This is a genomic window from Streptomyces sp. NBC_01275, assembly GCF_026340655.1.
Taxonomy (GTDB): Bacteria; Actinomycetota; Actinomycetes; order Streptomycetales; family Streptomycetaceae; genus Streptomyces.
This window is the reverse complement of record NZ_JAPEOZ010000001.1, coordinates 6,046,233-6,061,305: the sequence shown is the minus strand read 5'-3', so window position 1 is coordinate 6,061,305 and position 15,073 is coordinate 6,046,233. Positions and strand designations below refer to the sequence as shown.

Annotated in this window: 14 protein-coding genes; 4 read left to right on the top strand and 10 right to left on the bottom strand. The window is 72.1% G+C overall.

The annotated features are described in order from the left end of the window. Positions 1-9 precede the first annotated feature (9 nt). The gene (locus tag OG562_RS26870) at positions 10-2,478 is read right to left on the bottom strand and encodes an MMPL family transporter (protein WP_266409544.1); all 2,469 of its coding nucleotides are present in this window, start codon (positions 2,476-2,478) and stop codon (positions 10-12) included. A gap of 195 nt (positions 2,479-2,673) precedes the next feature. On the opposite strand from OG562_RS26870, the gene OG562_RS26865 reads away from it, so the two are divergent. Both OG562_RS26865 and OG562_RS26860 read left to right on the top strand, forming a co-directional pair. Beyond that, positions 2,674-3,363 (top strand): response regulator transcription factor, encoded by a 690-nt coding sequence (locus OG562_RS26865; RefSeq protein WP_266402140.1) that lies wholly within the window; start codon positions 2,674-2,676, stop codon positions 3,361-3,363. Between the two features lie 41 nt (positions 3,364-3,404). Beyond that, on the top strand, positions 3,405-4,853 hold the full coding sequence (locus OG562_RS26860) for a HAMP domain-containing sensor histidine kinase (RefSeq protein WP_266409542.1): 1,449 nt from the start codon (positions 3,405-3,407) through the stop codon (positions 4,851-4,853). Between the two features lie 31 nt (positions 4,854-4,884). Here OG562_RS26860 and OG562_RS26855 read toward each other — a convergent pair whose 3' ends face one another. The 5 genes from OG562_RS26855 to OG562_RS26835 form a co-directional block, all read right to left on the bottom strand. Continuing rightward, the gene (locus tag OG562_RS26855) at positions 4,885-5,286 is read right to left on the bottom strand and encodes an ATP-binding protein (protein WP_266402137.1); all 402 of its coding nucleotides are present in this window, start codon (positions 5,284-5,286) and stop codon (positions 4,885-4,887) included. A 120-nt stretch (positions 5,287-5,406) separates the two neighbouring features. Continuing rightward, the gene (locus OG562_RS26850) at positions 5,407-6,960 is read right to left on the bottom strand and encodes an ABC transporter substrate-binding protein (protein ID WP_266402135.1); all 1,554 of its coding nucleotides are present in this window, start codon (positions 6,958-6,960) and stop codon (positions 5,407-5,409) included. A 227-nt stretch (positions 6,961-7,187) separates the two neighbouring features. Then, entirely contained in the window at positions 7,188-7,544 is a 357-nt protein-coding gene (locus OG562_RS26845) for a hypothetical protein (protein WP_266402134.1), read from the bottom strand. Positions 7,545-7,564: 20 nt separating this feature from the next. Next, positions 7,565-8,896, bottom strand: a complete 1,332-nt coding sequence (locus OG562_RS26840) for a metallophosphoesterase (protein WP_266402133.1) — start codon at positions 8,894-8,896, stop codon at positions 7,565-7,567. A 2-nt stretch (positions 8,897-8,898) separates the two neighbouring features. Next, positions 8,899-9,138 carry an SCO4848 family membrane protein gene (locus OG562_RS26835; RefSeq protein WP_266402130.1) on the bottom strand — a complete coding sequence of 80 codons (240 nt, stop codon included), beginning with the start codon at positions 9,136-9,138 and terminating at the stop codon, positions 8,899-8,901. Positions 9,139-9,229: 91 nt separating this feature from the next. On the opposite strand from OG562_RS26835, the gene OG562_RS26830 reads away from it, so the two are divergent. Next, positions 9,230-10,606, top strand: a complete 1,377-nt coding sequence (locus OG562_RS26830; protein ID WP_323187559.1) for a D-alanyl-D-alanine carboxypeptidase — start codon at positions 9,230-9,232, stop codon at positions 10,604-10,606. Here OG562_RS26830 and OG562_RS26825 read toward each other — a convergent pair. Genes OG562_RS26825 through OG562_RS26810 form a run of 4 tightly spaced genes read right to left on the bottom strand, consistent with a single transcriptional unit; the run spans position 10,560 to position 13,516 of the window. Then, positions 10,560-11,477, bottom strand: coding sequence for a YihY/virulence factor BrkB family protein (locus OG562_RS26825; protein ID WP_266402124.1), 918 nt, complete (start codon positions 11,475-11,477; stop codon positions 10,560-10,562). The genes OG562_RS26830 and OG562_RS26825 overlap by 47 nt on opposite strands. After that, positions 11,465-11,920, bottom strand: coding sequence for a GtrA family protein (locus OG562_RS26820; RefSeq protein ID WP_266402121.1), 456 nt, complete (start codon positions 11,918-11,920; stop codon positions 11,465-11,467). The genes OG562_RS26825 and OG562_RS26820 overlap by 13 nt, the downstream gene beginning before the upstream one ends. Positions 11,921-11,973: 53 nt before the next feature. Further along, complete coding sequence (locus OG562_RS26815) at positions 11,974-12,936, bottom strand: decaprenyl-phosphate phosphoribosyltransferase (protein ID WP_266402118.1); 963 nt, start codon at positions 12,934-12,936, stop codon at positions 11,974-11,976. Then, positions 12,929-13,516: a phosphatase PAP2 family protein gene (locus OG562_RS26810; RefSeq protein WP_266409540.1), complete on the bottom strand. Its 588-nt coding sequence runs from the start codon at positions 13,514-13,516 to the stop codon at positions 12,929-12,931. The genes OG562_RS26815 and OG562_RS26810 overlap by 8 nt, the downstream gene beginning before the upstream one ends. A 165-nt stretch (positions 13,517-13,681) precedes the next feature. Here OG562_RS26810 and OG562_RS26805 point away from each other — a divergent pair, with 165 nt between their 5' ends. Continuing rightward, a complete protein-coding gene (locus OG562_RS26805; RefSeq protein WP_266402117.1) occupies positions 13,682-15,043 on the top strand; it encodes an FAD-binding protein in 1,362 nt (453 codons plus the stop codon). Positions 15,044-15,073: the final 30 nt, after the last annotated feature.

Genomic DNA, 15,073 nt, shown 5'->3' with positions numbered 1-15,073 from the left:
GGCCCCGCGTCAGTTCACCTCCGACGCCTCCGACGCCTCCTCCGTCGAGTCCGTCGCATCCGTCGACTCCGTCAGCTCCACGTCGTACACCAGCGGCTCGTCCGCGATCGTCAGCTGCCGCGCACGGGAGGTGTACGACGATCCCGTCGTCGCCAGCAGATACGTCCCCGGGGCCGGGACCGAGAGGATGTAGGAGCCGTCGGCGAGGGAGGTGACCTGGTCCAGTCGACGTCCGCCCTTCGACCTGAGGGTGACGGCCGCGCCCTCCACCGGGTCGCCGGACTCGTCCCGTACGAAGCCGTGGACGACCGTGGCGGATCCCTCGCCGTGTGCGGCGACCGTTTCCGGCGTTTCCTCCCTGGGCTCCACGGCCAGATGCGGCAGCCGCTTCTCCAGGCCGGCCGGCAGCCACCAGTTGGAATTGCCGAGCAGATGCATCGCGGCCGGCACCAGGGCCGTACGCAGGATGAACGCGTCCAGTGCGACCGCCGCCGCGAGGCCGACGCCCGCCATCGCCGCGCCCGAGTCTCCGCTCAGCACGAAGGCGAGGAACACGCAGACCATGATCAGGGCCGCGGAGTTGATGACCCGGCTGGTCTCGGCCAGACCGACGCGTACCGCGCGCGCGTTGTCCTTCGTGTGCACCCACTCCTCGTGCATCCGGCTGACCAGGAACACCTGGTAGTCCATCGACAGGCCGAAGAGCAGCGACAGCATGATGACGGGCAGGAAGGCGTTGATCGGGCCCTCCTTGCCGAGGCCGAGGGCTTCCAGGCCCCAGCCCCACTGGAAGACCGCGACGAGGACGCCGAAGGAGGCCGCCGCCGCGACCAGGTTCATCACGGCGGCCGTCAGCGGCACCACCAGGGAGCGGAAGGCGACCAGGAGGAGCAGGAAGCCCAGGCCGATGATGGTGGCGATGAAGAGGGGCAGGCGGTCGCCCGTGACCGTCGCGAAGTCCTTGGAGACGGCCGTGACCCCGCCGACGTGCGCCTCGGCGCCCGCCTTCGGGATGACGTCGTCGCGCAACCGGTCGATCAGGGCGTCCGTCTGCTCGGACTGGGGCGAGGTGGTGGGGACCACCTGGATGACGGTGACGCCCTGGGCGGGCGGCAGCGCGGCCACCCGGGCCACGCCGGGGGCGTCCTGGATGCCCTTGACCAGCGTGGCGGTGTCGCCGTTCGCCACGACCACCTGGAGCGGGCCGTTGAAGCCCGGTCCGAAGCCCTCGGCGAGCAGGTCGTAGGCCTTGCGGGTGGTCGTCGAGGCGTCGTCGTTGCCCTGGTCGGTGGCGCCCAGCCGCAGTGACAGCACGGGCAGCGCGAGGACGGCCATGACGACCAGCGCGAGCACGGCGACCGTACGGGGCCTGCGCTGCACGGTCGTCGACCAGCGGGCCGCGGGGCTGTTCTCCTTCTCCGGCTCGGGGCCCGTCGCCGCGAGCCTGCGGCGCTGCTTACGGCTCAGCACGCGCGTGCCGAGGAAGCCGAGCAGGGCGGGCAGGAGCGTCGTGGCGGCGAGGACGCTGAGCACCACCGTCAGGGACGTGCCGATGACGACGCCGTCCAGGAAGCGCAGGTTCGTGACCAGCATGCCGGCGAGCGCGATGCACACCGTGCCGCCCGCGAACAGCACCGCCCGGCCGGAGGTGTTGAGGGCGGTGACCGCCGACTCCTCGGGTTGCTGGCCGCGCAGGATGCCCTTGCGGTGGCGGGTGACGATGAAGAGGGCGTAGTCGATGCCCACGCCGAGGCCGATCAGCGAGGAGAGCAGCGGGGCCAGGTCGGGGACGTCGGTGACATGGCTGAGGAGCTGGGTGGAGAACAGGCCGGTGCCGACGCCGAAGATCGCCACGGCGAGCGGCAGCAGCATCGCGAACAGCGAGCCGAAGGCGAGGAACAGGACGACCGCGGCGGCCGCGAGACCGACCATCTCGGCGAGGCCGGTGGGCGGCTCCTGCACGCGCATGATCGCCTGGCCGCCCAACTCGACCTCGAGACCACTCTGTTCGCCGCTCTTCTCGACGCCCTGCGCGGTGTCGACGACGTCCTGGACCAGTTCCTTCGGTACGGCGTTCGCCTGGTCGGCGAAGGTGATCTCGGCGTAGGCGATCCGTCCGTCGCCGCTGATCTGCGCCGCGGCCGCCGTGCCCGCCGCGCCGTCCGCGTAGGGGCTGGTGACCCCGCCGACGCCCTTCATCTTCGCGATCTTCTCGAGCGCGGGCTGGACCCGGGACCGTACGTCCTGGTCCCGGACCGAGCCGTCGTCGACCTTCCACACGACCGTGTCGGTGTCGCCCGCGCGCGCGGGGAACGCCTTCTCCATCAGGTCGTACGCCTTCTTGGAGTCCGTGTCGGGGAGGGAGAACACGTTCGCGTAGTCCGTGCCCGCCGTCGAGGCCGAGAATCCCAGGCCGAACAGCGTCCCCACCCACAGCAACAGGACCACCAGCCGGTGCCGATAGCACCACCGCGCCAATGCCGCCACGCTCAAACTCCTTCGTCGCATCGTCAGTCGATCCGTCGGTCCGTCAGGCCGTCGGTTGGTCCCCCAGGTCCTGGGCAACAGGATTGGCGGCGGCACGCGTGCGTGGACACCGGGCTGGCATGACTCTCAAGGAACTCCAAAGAGCGAACCGGTCCGGATGTCAGTGGGGCCGCCGATACTGGGGGCATGACGACGGCTTCCGGCACCGTGCTGGTCGTGGAGGACGAACCGAGCATCGCGGACGTCCTCGCCATCGCCCTGCGCTACCACCGCTTCGAGGTCATGATCGCGGGCACCGTCCGCGAGGCCCTCGCCCTGGCCGACCGCACCCGGCCCGACGTCGCGCTGCTCGACGTCATGCTGCCGGACGGGGACGGCCGGGCCCTGGGGCGCGAGCTGCGGGCGCGGCGGCCCGACCTGGCGCTGGTGTTCCTCACCGCGCGGGACGCGCCCGCCGAGATCGTCGGCGCGCTCGGCTTCGGCGACGACTACATCACCAAACCGTTCGACATCGACGTGGTCGTCGCCCGTATCACCGCGGTGCTGCGCCGCACGCGCCCGGCGGACGTCCTCCCGCAGCGGCCGCCGCTGCGCTACGGCGACCTGGAGCTGGACGAGACGACGTACAGCGTGCATCGCGCGGGTCGCTCGGTCGAGCTCACCCCCACCGAGTACGCGCTGCTGCGCTTCCTGGTGCGCAACGGCGGCCGGATCGTCCCCAAGGAGCAACTCCTGCGCCATGTCTGGCAGTACGAGCACACCCCGCCCGAGTCGACCGTCGTCGAGACCTACATCAGCTATCTGCGGCGCAAGCTGGACGCGCTGGGGGCGCCGGTGATCACCACCCGGCGGGGCGTGGGATACGGGCTGGCATGAGGCCGCCGCAGACATCGCACATCTGGCAGGCGCTGCGGTCGATGGCGGCGCTGCGCTGCGAGCGCGGCGTCCACTCCCTGCGGGTGAAGCTGACGCTGGCGAACGTGGCGCTGCTCGCGATCGGCATCGTCGCGGCGACCGCCGTCAGCCTGATGGGGATGCGGCACTACCTGCTGGACCAGGTCGACACCGATCTGTCCAAGACCCGTGACTCGTTGGTCAGTTCACAGCTCACCCTGCGGAAGATCGACTCGCTGAGCGTGCTGGGCTTCGTCCGGGACCGGCTGGTGCCCGAGCGGACCGCCGAACAGCCCACGCCGGACTCGGTGTTCGCCGCCGTCGACGACCGGGGCGTGGCCCTGACCGTCTTCGGCGTCAAGCCGACCGAGGCCCAGCTGGGGTTGGCGGACGCGGTCGACGATCCGGGCGTCTTCGCCCGGGACCCCGGCCCGCACGACCTGACCGTGCACGGCTCCGCCTACCGGGCGACCGCGACCCGGCTGGCCGACGGCACGTACATCCTGCTGGCCACCTCCACCGAGGCCCTGCACCAGGGCATAGCGAAGGCCCTGCGGCTCGATCTCGCCGTCGGCACGCTGCTGTTGGCGCTGCTCGCCTGTCTGACGCTGTTCAGCGTGCGGCGCCGGATGCGACCGCTGGAGGACATGGTGGAGACGTCGTCGGCGATCGCCGAGGGCGACCTGACCCGGCGGGTGCCCTCCAGCCACCATCCCACCCAGGAGGTCGAGCAGCTGCGGCTCGCCCTGAACTCCATGCTCCACCAGGTGGAGACGGCGTACCGCACGCGCGAGCGCAGCGCGGGCCAGCTGCGCCGGTTCGTCGCCGACGCCTCGCACGAGCTGCGCACCCCGCTGTCCGCGATCCGCGGCTACCTCCAGCTCTACGACCAGGGGATGCTGCGCGAGCCGGAGGAGCGCGTGCGGGCCTGGGAGCGGATGAACGGGGAGGTGGACCGCATGGGGCGGCTGGTCGACGAGCTGCTCACCCTGGCCCGGATCGACCAGCGTCCCGAACTGCGGCTGCGGGGCGTCGACGTGAGCCGTCTGGTGCGGGACGCGGCGCAGGATCTGCGGGCGCAGCAGCCCGGGCGGCCGGTCACGGTCGAGGCGGACGGCGCGGTCCTCGTCCAGGCCGACGAGTCGGGGCTGCGTCAGGTCCTGGGCAATCTGCTGGCCAACGTGCGCACGCACACGCCCGCCGACGTGCCGGTGCGGCTGGGCGTGGAGCGCGTGGACGGCGTCGTACGGCTGTCGGTCGAGGACAAGGGGCCGGGGCTGGAGCCGGAGGACGCGGCGCGGGTCTTCGACCGCTTCTTCCGGGCCGGAGGCGGCGCGGGGAGCGGGCTGGGGTTGGCGATCGTGCAGGGGGTGGTGCGGGCGCACGGCGGCGAGGTGAGCGTGCGGACGGCGCCGGGCGAGGGGCTGGGGGTGACGGTGCTGCTGCCGACGCGACCGGTGTCCTGCGGCTAGCCCGGCGTCCTGCGGCCGGCCCGGTGGCTTGCTAGAGCGAGACGGGGGTCGTGATCAGGGCCCAGACGGTCTTGCCGTGGCGGCCTCTGCTCCAGGTGCCCCAGGCGGCGGCGAGGTGTTCGACGAGGTGGAGGCCGCGGCCGTGTTCCTCGGTGTCGGAGACCGGGCGCGGGCAGGGCGCGCGGTGGCCCTCGTCGGAGACCTCTATCAGGCAGGAGCCGTCGGCCAGGGCGGTGACGGCGACCTCGAACTCACCCGGCGGGCCGTGGCGTACGACGTTGGTGGACAGCTCGGAGACGATCAGGAGCGTGTCGGTCAGCGCCGGGTCCTCGGGGCCGTGCCCCCAGTCGGTGAGGTGGTCCCGCACCCGGCGCCGGGCCAGGGCGACGGACGCCGGATGCCGGGGCAGCCGGAAGGAGTCGCGTCTCGACACGTCTGCTCCTCATCCCGTGCACACCTCCGTCACATGGGCCTACGTCGGGTGACTGCCCGGTGGCGCGGGGGCGCATGCCCGGGCGGGGGAACCTGAGGAACTCCAGGAGCCGGGAAGGGATCAGATCCAGTCGAGCTTCCACAGCCGGAACACGCCGTTGCCGTCCGCCAGGTACTGGCCGCCGCCGACGTCCGCGCTGGTGACGATGTACTCCTTGCGCTGCCACAGCGGGATGACCGGCACGTCCTGGGCGATGACCTGCTGGATGGCGCGGAAGGCGTCGGAGACCCGGCTGCGGTCGGCGAACTGCTGGCTGTCGGCGATGTACTTGTCGACGGTCTTGCTGCTGTAGCCGGTGTTCATGGTGGAGCCGGTGCCGACGAGCGGGCCCGCGAAGGTGTCCGGGTCGGGGTAGTCGGCGACCCAGCCGACGGCGTACGCGTCGAGCTTGCCGTTCGCCCACCGCTTCTGGAAGTCGGTCCACTCGTAGCCCTTGACCGTCACCTTGAACAGGCCGCTGGCCTCCAGCTGCCGCTTGATCTCCTTGGCCTCCGCCGCGGCGGCGCCGCTGCCCAGGCCGTAGCCGTAGGTGAAGCGCACCGGGATGCTGACGCCGGCCTGTTCCAGGAGTTGGCGCGCCTTCTGGGAGTTCTGGTCCGGGTAGTTGTCGAAGAACGAGGTGGTGTGGCCGGTGAGGCCGGCCGGGATGAGCGAGTACAGCGGTTCGACGGTGCCGTCGTACACGGTCGCGGCGAGCTGCTCGCGGTCGATCAGCCAGGCCATGGCCTTGCGGACGTCGGTGCTGTGCAGCGGCGAGCCGTCGCGGGTGTCGAAGTACAGGTTGCGGGTCTCGGAGCTGTCGGCCTCGGTGACGCGCTGGTCGGGGTCGCTGGCGTTCAGGGCGGCGAGGGCCGCGGGCGGCAGCTGGCGCGCGGCGGCGTCGACGGCCTTGGCCTTCCAGGCCTTCTCCAGGGCGTCGGGGTCGGCGTAGTAGCGCAGCTCGATCGGCTTGCCGGTGTCCACCGCGCCCTTGTAGCGCGAGCTGGGCGTGAGCTCGACCTTCTTGCCCTTCGTGTACCCGGTCAGCTCGTAGGGGCCGGTGCCGTCGACGCCGTTGCCGGTGCGCAGGGCGTCCGCCGGGTAGCGGGTGCGGTCGACGATCGAGCCGGCTCCGGTGGCCACCTTGAACGGGAAGGTGGCGTCCCGCGAGGACAGGTGGAAGGTGACGGTCGCGCCCTTGGCGTCCACCGACTTCAGGGTGGAGAACAGGGAGGACGGACCGACATCGGAGTTGATCTTCTTGACCCGGTCGAAGGAGTACTTCACGTCCTCGGCCGTGACCTTGCGCCCGCTGGGGAAGGCGAGGTCGTCGCGCAGCTCGCACTTGTACGTGGTCAGCCCGCCGCCGTCGAAGTCGCAGCTCTTGGCCGCGTCCGGCACGGGCGAGACGCCGCCGGGCTCGTACGTCAGCAGCGACTGGAAGACGTTGCTGAACAAAGCCCAGGAACCGGCGTCGTAGGCGCCCGCCGGGTCGAGCGAGGTGACGGTGTCCGTCGTGCCGACCGTGATGGTCGCGCCGCTGCTGTCGTCCGACGGCAGCAACTGCCAGCCGCCCACTCCGACGACCGCGAGAACCAGCAGCGTCATGAGGATCCGCATGCGAACCGAGCGCATGGTGATGCCCTGCCCTCCCCGGGCCGCGAACGGGCCCAGCACGCAAAAAAGCCACTCCCCTGTGGTGGCGCGGCTACCTAACCACACGGGTTTCAGGTGGCGGAAGAGGATTCTGGTGAGATGAGAAAGATCTTACCGACGGGTGTTTCGGACGGGTTTCACAGCTCGTTCTCAGGTTCTTTCCCGGGTTCCTCACCGGGTTCCCTCCCGGTTCTTCACGGCTCCTGTCAGAGCGTCAGCAGAACGATCGCGAGCCCCGCCGTGACCACGACGGATGCCCCCGCCCGTGCCAGAACGGCCCGGTCGACGGCGCGTCGCAGCGCGGGCAGGGGCAGCGCGCGCAGGGCCCAGGTCAGGGGCAGCGAGAGGCCGATCGCGTACACGAGCACCAGAATGCGCCCGGCGACGGAGGGCTCGGACGCCAGGCGCACCAGGCCCGCCAGGGCGTACCAGACCAGGAGGCAGGCGCCGGTGAGCAGGGTCTCGAAGCCGGCGAAGAGCAGGGGTCTGCGCACCGGGCGCGCCGGCCGCGTCCATCGCACCGGTCGCGCCGGTCGCACCGCTCCCCGCGAGGCTGTCGTCATACGAGGAGCGTGACAGAGCGTCAGGCCTGCGTCGAGGCCAGTTCGACGACCGTGATGTCGGACGGGGCGCCCACGCGCGTGGGCGGGCCCCAGGCGCCGGCGCCCCGGGAGACGTACAGCTGGGTGTCGCCGTAGCGCTCCAGGCCGGCGACGGTCGGATTGGCCGCCGCGGCGAGGAGGTTGCCGGGCCAGAGCTGGCCGCCGTGGGTGTGGCCGGAGAGCTGGAGGTCGACGCCGTGGTCCACCGCGTCGTGGATCTGGACGGGCTGGTGGGCGAGGAGGACGCACGCGCGCGTGGTGTCCCGGTCGCCGAGGGCCCGGCCGAAGTCGGGGCCCTGGCCCTCGCTCTCGCCGGCGATGTCGTTGACGCCCGCCAGGTCGAACCAGGGCAGTTCGGTGCGGGCGTTCTCCAGCGGGAGGAGCCCGAGCCGCCGTACCTCCTCGACCCACTGCTCGGCCCCGGAGAAGTACTCGTGGTTGCCGGTGACGAAGTAGGCGGGAGCCTTCAGCTGCGCCAGCGGGGCCGCCGCCGGACCGAGGTCCTTCACGCTGCCGTCCACCAGATCGCCCACGACCGCCACGAGGTCGGGCTGGGTCGCGTTGATCGTGTCGACGACCTTCTGGGCGAAGCCCCGCCCCAGGACCGGGCCCAGGTGGATGTCGCTGACGACCGCGATCCGGTAGCCGTGGGCCGCCCGCGGGAGCTTGGCCAGCGGGACGGTCACCCGCTTGACCCGCGGGCCGCTCAGGACGCCGTACGTGCCGTAGCCGACCGTTCCGACGGCCGCCGCGGCCGCCGCACCGCCGACGACCCGGGAGACGAAGAGGCGGCGGGAGGGGGCGGCGAGCGACGCGCCCGCGGGCTCGGGGGCGGAGGCGGAGCCAGGATCGGGGGCGGGGCCAGGATCGGGGGCGGGGCCAGGATCGGGGGCGGACGCGGGCTCCTGGCGGGAGGCGGGCGTCGGTACCGGCTGCGGGTTCGGCTGCGGGTTCGGCTGCGGGTGCGGGGCCGGTGCGGCGGCCGGGGTCCGGCGGTCCAGGAAGCGCCGCAGCAGCGGTCGTACGACCTCGCCGGCGAGGACCGCGAGGAGCAGGTAGACGGACAGCGCCAGCCACAGGAAGCCCGGCCAGGCCAGGGTGCGCTGGAGCCAGAAGGGGGCGCCCGTGCGTTCGGCGACCAGGGCGCCGATCGCCAGGGCCCAGCCGCCCGCGATCAGCACGGCGCCGCCGCGGCGGGCCCGGCCCGGGGCGCGGGTGGTGTCGCGGAACAGCCGACGCCACAGATACCAGTTGGCCGTGACCAGCACGGTCAGGGCGAGGAGCCCGACGAGAATCGCGATCAAGACCGTCATCGTCACGCCGTCCGACGCAGTGCGCGCAGACCGCGCAACCCGATGCCCCCGATGACCGTCCCCCATACGAAGGAGACGACCGCGAGCGTCAGGTGCACCCAGAAGTAGGCCGTCGGGTGACCGTCGTCGAACGCGAGACCGCTGCCGTCCTTGACGAGATTCTTGACGAAAGTGACCCAGATGACCCAGCTCCACACCCCGAAGACGAGCAGGAACCAGGAGAGCCGACGGCTGAGCTTCATACGCCCAGTATCTCCGGCGGGTGTCCGGTTCCATGACCGGGGTGCGGCGGGCGCTGGGACTTCGCTGTGCGGGCCATGTACGTTCTCCGTCGTGCCCGCACCCATGAAGCAGACCGTCAGGCGACCGCTCACGCGATCCCTGCTGGTCACCTCCGCGACCCTCGCGTCCCTCGCGCTGACCGCGCCCATGTCCCTGGCGGCCCCGAGCCCGACCCCCTCGGCGTCGAAAAGCCCTTCGGCCAGCCCGTCGAGCAGCCCGTCGGGCAGCGCCTCGAGCAGTGCGTCGGGCAGTGCGACGGCCACTCCGCCGGCGAACACGTCGTCCGTGGGCGGTACGCGCCTAGGGCAGGCCGGGACGCAGGTCGCGCTCGCGGGCGACGCGCCGGTGCTGCCGAAGGACCTCACCTCGCGGTCGTGGATCGTCGCCGACGCCGAGTCGGGGGACGTGCTGGCCTCGCACAACGCGCACTGGCGGCTGCCCCCGGCGAGCACGATGAAGATGCTGTTCGCCGACACCGTGCTGCCGAAGTTCCCCAAAACCACCACGCACAAGGTCGACCCGAAGGACCTGGAGGGCATGGGGTCCGGCTCCAGCCTGGTCGGGATAAAGGAGGGCGAGACGTACTCGGTCCACGACCTGTGGCTCGGCGTCTTCCTGCGCTCCGGCAACGACGCCGTGCACGTGCTGTCGGCGATGAACGGCGGCGTCGCCGACACCGTCAAGGAGATGAACGAGCACGCCGACGACCTCCAGGCCCTCGACACGCACGTGGTCTCCCCCGACGGCTACGACGCCCCAGGCCAGGTGTCCTCGGCGTACGACCTCACGCTCTTCGCCAGGTCCGGGCTGCAGAAGGCCGACTTCCGGGAGTACTGCTCGACCGTGACGGCCAAGTTCCCGGGCGAGACGAAGAAGAACAAGAAGGGCAAGAAGGTCCGCGAGACCTTCGAGATCCAGAACACCAACCGGCTGCTGAGCGGCGACTACGACATCTCCCAGTACCCGGGCATCGCGGGCGTCAAGAACGGCAACACCACCAACGCGGGCGCCACCTTCACCGGCGTCGCCGAGCGGGGCGGGCGGGTGCTGCTGGTGACGGTCATGAACCCGGAGAAGAGCGACCACAACGAGGTCTACAAGGAGACCGCCGCCCTGTTCGACTGGGGTTTCAAGGCGGCCGGCAAGGTGACGCCGGTGGGCGAGCTGGTCGCGCCGAAGGGCAGCGCGCAGGCCAGTGCCCAGCCCGGGGCGAACCCGTCCGCGTCCGCCTCCGGGAAGGCCGGGCAGGCGGGCGGCGCCGGGGACGCCTCGCCGCAGGCGGCGGTGAGCGCCGTCGCCGAGAACGGCACGCGCGGGATGTGGACCGCGCTGGCGATCACCGGCGGGGTGCTGGTGCTGCTCGCGGGCGGCGCGTACCTGGTCAACCGCCGTTGGCCGCTGCCGGACCTGGTACGACGTCGTCGCTGACGTCGATGTCGAGGGGGTTGTCCGGGACGCTGTCCGTGGCCGTCCAGGCGGCGCAGTACAGGAGCAGCTTCGCGGTGAAGTTGATCCACAGCAGCAGGGCGATGGGCACGCCGAACGCGCCGTACATGCTCTTGGCGGCCACGCCCTGCATATAGCCGCTGAGCAGCAGCTTCAGCAGCTCGAAGCCGACCGCGCCGATCAGCGCGGCGACGATCAGGCGGCGGCGGGGCGGCTCGACGCCGGGCAGCAGGGTGAGGACGTACAGCAGGAGCAGGAAGTCGGCGAGGACGGCGACGGTGAACGCGGCGACGCGCAGCAGGATGCCGCCCCAGCCCGCCCGGTCGATGCCCAGCTCGTCGGTGATCCAGCCGACCAGGGCCGAGGCGACGGTGGAGATGGCGAGGGTCAGCAGCACCGCGCCGCCCAGACCGATCAGGACGCCCGTGTCCTTGGCCTTGCGCAGGACGGGGTTCTCCTCGGGGTCGGGCAGCTCCCACACCGCGCGCAGACAGTCGCGCATCTGGCCGACCCAGCCGATGCCGGTGAGCAGCAGGACGGCGCCGGCGATCAGGCCGATGGCGCCCGCGTTCTGCACCAGGTTGTTGATGTCGAGCTGGTCGGAGATGCCGGGGACCTGGTCGGCGAGCTTGTCCTGGAGCTCCTGCTGCCGGGACGTGCTGAGCGTGGCGGCGGCGATGGCGGCGGCCACGGTCAGCAGCGGGAACAGCGCGATGAAGCTGACGAACGTCATCGCGGCGGCCAGCCGGGTCCACTTCACCCGGTCGAGGCGTTCGTACGACCGCCACGCGTGCGTGGCGGTCAGGCGCATGACCAACGGCCCGACGCCGGGAAGCTTTTTCAGCCAGTCCATGATCCGACTCTGCCCTCCTCGCGGCGAATGACGCCGAAGACCAGGGTCCGGGTACCCCAGAAGCGCAGAACAGTGGCGAGCGCCATGCCGATTCCCGCGCCGGAGACGGTGTCCGCGCGCTGCGAGGTGAGCCCGAGGCCGTAGTGGCTGACGGCGAGGCAGAGGAGCTGGACGAGCGCGCCGGCCACGTTCACCGCGAAGAACACGGCGTACGGGCGCGGCCCGCGCGGGCGCGTGTGCCGGTAGGTGCCGCGCGCGTTGCCCGCGTAGGCGACCGTGCAGCCGACGAGGAAGGACAGCACCTTGGCGGTGAGCGGGTCGAGGCCGCCGGGGCCGCGGAGACAGGTGAACAGGGCGAGGTCGGCGGCGTAGGCGAGGAGGCCGACGGCGGCGAAGGCGCACAGCTCGCGTCTGGCCGGGGCGGCCGTCCATTTCGCCGACATCGCCGACAACACCGACCTCACTGACCTTACCGACCTCACTGACCGCACCGACCTCACCAATTGGCCACTGCCAGCCCGTACATGGCGAGCCAGGCCAGGCCGATCAGGGCGAGGGCGCGGTCGCCGAGGACGACCTCCTCGGGTTCACCGGCGGTGCCGCGGTCGGCGAAGACGGCGTAGCGCAGGACCGCCAGGATGAAGGCGACCATCGAGAGCTGACGCCAGGGCAGCACGCTGGTGTGCGGGACGCCGCCCTCCTCCAGGGCCCACAGGCAGTACCCGAGGACGGCGACCCCGGCCGCCAACTGCCAGACGAAGCGCAGGTAGCCGGTGGTGTACTCGGTGAGCAGCGCGCGGGTGGCGCCCGCCTTTCCGTCCATCTGGACGGCCTCGGAGTAGCGCTTGGCCGCGACCATGAACAGCGCCCCGAACCCGGTGGTGATCAGAAACCAGCGCGACAGCGGGATGCCGAGCGCGAGCCCGCCGATCATCGCCCGCATCAGGAAGCCGGTCGTGACGACGACCAGGTCGATGACGAGGACGTGCTTGAGGCTGACGCAGTACGCCAGCTGCATGCCGAGGTAGGCGGTCAGGAGCCCCGCGACGACCGGGGTGGTCAGCCAGGCCGCGGCGACCGGGGCGAGGACGCCGAGGGCGCCTCCGACGGCGTAGGCGACGGGCACGGGGACCTGTCCGGCGGCGACCGGGCGGCGGCGCTTGGTGGGGTGGGCGCGGTCGGCGTCGGCGTCACGGGCGTCGTTGATCAGGTAGACGGCGGCGGCGCAGGCGGTGAACAGGGCGAAGACGAGGGCGAGTTGGGTGAGGGCGTGCAGCGAGAAGAGCCGGCCGGCGGCGGCGGGGGCCGCGATGACCAGGGTGTTCTTGACCCACTGCTTGGGGCGGGCGGTGCGGAGGAGTCCTCCGAGAAGGGTGCGGGTGCGGATTGCGGGGCGGGGGCCGGTGGGCTCGGGGTGCTGGGCGGGGGTGCGCTGCTTGTGGAGAACCGCCTCAGTCATGTGCGCCCCCTCGCCCGCTGTGCACGCTATGCACGCCGTGTGCGCCGTCTTGCATCCAGCGCGCCCCCATGCGCGCCGTGAGCGCCCCCAGGACCGCGCCGGCCGCCACGTCGGAGGGGTAGTGGACGCCGACGACCAGCCGCGAGAGGCACATCGCGACGGCGAGCGGGGGCACGGCGTACGCGCCCAACGTGCCGTAGGCGACGGCCGCGGCGGCGGCGGAGGTCGCGTGCGAGCTGGGGAAGGAGTGCCGCCCGGCGGTGCGCACCAGCGGTTCCACATGGGCCGGGCGAGGACGGCGCACGATGCGTTTCACGCCCATGCTGGCGAGGTGCGCGCCCGCGGTGAGCGCGGTCGCGCGCAGCCAGGCCCGGTGCCGGGGTCGGTCCACGGCGGCGCCCGCCAGGCCCGCCGCGAGCCACAGCGCGCCGTGCTCGCCCGCCCAGGACAAGGCGCGCGCGGCCCCCGCCACCCGCGGGTCCGCCCCACGGGCGCGGAGCGCCGAGAGGATGCGGTGATCGATGCCGGTCCCCACGCCTCCGGCCCCCACGTCTCCGGCCCGCACGCCTCCGGTCCCCATGCCGGTCTCCCTGTCGGTCTCCCTGTCGTCCATGTGGACTCACTGTTCACGCCGACATCGTCATAACTCCGGCAATATTGAGCGACATCCCATTAATCACCCATTTCGGGGAGTGGGTGAGGTTTCAAGACCTCTCCCCCATATAGGGGCGATACGGTCGCTCACATGCCTGCCGAGACCGCTCCAGAGACCGTCTCCGTCACGGGATGGGGCCGTACCGCTCCCTCCGCCGCCCGGTTGATCCGCCCGCGGACGTACGAGGAGGCCGTGGCCGCCGTCCGGGACTGCGGGGCGCGCGGGAGCATCCCCAGGGGCCTGGGGCGGGCGTACGGCGACGCCGCGCAGAACGCGGGCGGGGCCGTGCTCGACATGACCGGCCTGGACCGGATCCACGCCGTCGACGTGGCCGGCGGGACCGTCCTGTGCGACGCGGGCGTCTCCCTGCACCGGCTGATGGAGGCCCTGCTGCCGCTCGGCTGGTTCGTGCCCGTGACGCCGGGCACCCGCTATGTGACCGTGGGCGGCGCGATCGGCGCCGACATCCACGGCAAGAACCACCACGTCTCGGGCTCCTTCGCCCGCCATGTGCTGTCCTTCGAGCTGCTCACCGCCGACGGCACGATCCGCACGGTGGACCAGGGCGCCCCCCTCTTCGACGCGACCGCCGGCGGCATGGGCCTGACCGGGGTGATCCTCACGGCCACGGTCCGGCTCCAGCCGGTCGAGACCTCCCTCATGTCGGTCGACACCGAGCGGGCCGCCGACCTCGACGACCTGATGGCCCGGCTGACCGGCGCCGACCACCGCTACCGCTACTCGGTCGCCTGGATCGACCTCCTCGCGCGCGGGCGGGCCACCGGGCGCGCGGTGCTCACCCGGGGCGACCATGCGCCCCTGGACGCCCTGCCCGCCCGCGCGCGCAGGGCCCCGCTCGCCTTCCGCCCCGCGCAGTTGCCGGCCGCCCCCGCCGTCCTCCCGGAGGGCCTGCTCACCCGCACGACCGTCGGGCTGTTCAACGAACTCTGGTTCCGCAAGGCCCCCCGCGCGCGCAGCGGCCAACTCCAGAAGCTGTCCGCCTTCTTCCACCCTCTCGACGGCGTCCCCCACTGGAACCGCGTCTACGGCCGGGCCGGCTTCGTGCAGTACCAGTTCGTCGTCGGACACGGCCAGGAGGACGCGCTGCGCCGGATCGTGGGCCGTATCTCCGCGCACCGCTGTCCGTCCTTCCTCGCCGTCCTCAAGCGCTTCGGGGACGCCGACCCCGGCTGGCTCTCCTTCCCCCGCCCCGGCTGGACCCTCGCCCTGGACATCCCGGCCGGGCTGCCCGGCCTCGCCGCCCTCCTCGACGAGCTGGACGAGGAGGTGGCCACGGCCGGCGGGCGCGTCTACCTCGCCAAGGACTCCCGGCTGCGGCCGGAGCTGCTCGCCGCGATGTATCCGCGCCTGGACGAATTCCGCGCCCTGCGCGCGGATCTCGACCCCGACGGCGTGTTCGTCTCCGACCTCGCCCGCCGCCTCTCCCTCTGAGCCCGCTCGCCCCTCACCTCCCCGCTCTCC

Excerpts from the sequence above, each read along its gene's own strand:
- OG562_RS26820 (WP_266402121.1), bottom strand. The coding sequence starts at position 11,920 with ATGTCGGCGAAATGGACGGCCGCCCCGGCCAGACGCGAGCTGTGCGCC.
- OG562_RS26810 (WP_266409540.1), bottom strand. The coding sequence starts at position 13,516 with ATGGGGACCGGAGGCGTGCGGGCCGGAGACGTGGGGGCCGGAGGCGTG.
- OG562_RS26835 (WP_266402130.1), bottom strand. The coding sequence starts at position 9,138 with ATGAAGCTCAGCCGTCGGCTCTCCTGGTTCCTGCTCGTCTTCGGGGTG.
- OG562_RS26845 (WP_266402134.1), bottom strand. The coding sequence starts at position 7,544 with ATGACGACAGCCTCGCGGGGAGCGGTGCGACCGGCGCGACCGGTGCGA.
- OG562_RS26815 (WP_266402118.1), bottom strand. The coding sequence starts at position 12,936 with ATGACTGAGGCGGTTCTCCACAAGCAGCGCACCCCCGCCCAGCACCCC.
- OG562_RS26865 (WP_266402140.1), top strand. The coding sequence starts at position 2,674 with ATGACGACGGCTTCCGGCACCGTGCTGGTCGTGGAGGACGAACCGAGC.
- OG562_RS26850 (WP_266402135.1), bottom strand. The coding sequence starts at position 6,960 with ATGCGCTCGGTTCGCATGCGGATCCTCATGACGCTGCTGGTTCTCGCG.
- OG562_RS26840 (WP_266402133.1), bottom strand. The coding sequence starts at position 8,896 with ATGACGGTCTTGATCGCGATTCTCGTCGGGCTCCTCGCCCTGACCGTG.
- OG562_RS26860 (WP_266409542.1), top strand. The coding sequence starts at position 3,405 with ATGGCGGCGCTGCGCTGCGAGCGCGGCGTCCACTCCCTGCGGGTGAAG.
- OG562_RS26805 (WP_266402117.1), top strand. The coding sequence starts at position 13,682 with ATGCCTGCCGAGACCGCTCCAGAGACCGTCTCCGTCACGGGATGGGGC.
- OG562_RS26825 (WP_266402124.1), bottom strand. The coding sequence starts at position 11,477 with ATGGACTGGCTGAAAAAGCTTCCCGGCGTCGGGCCGTTGGTCATGCGC.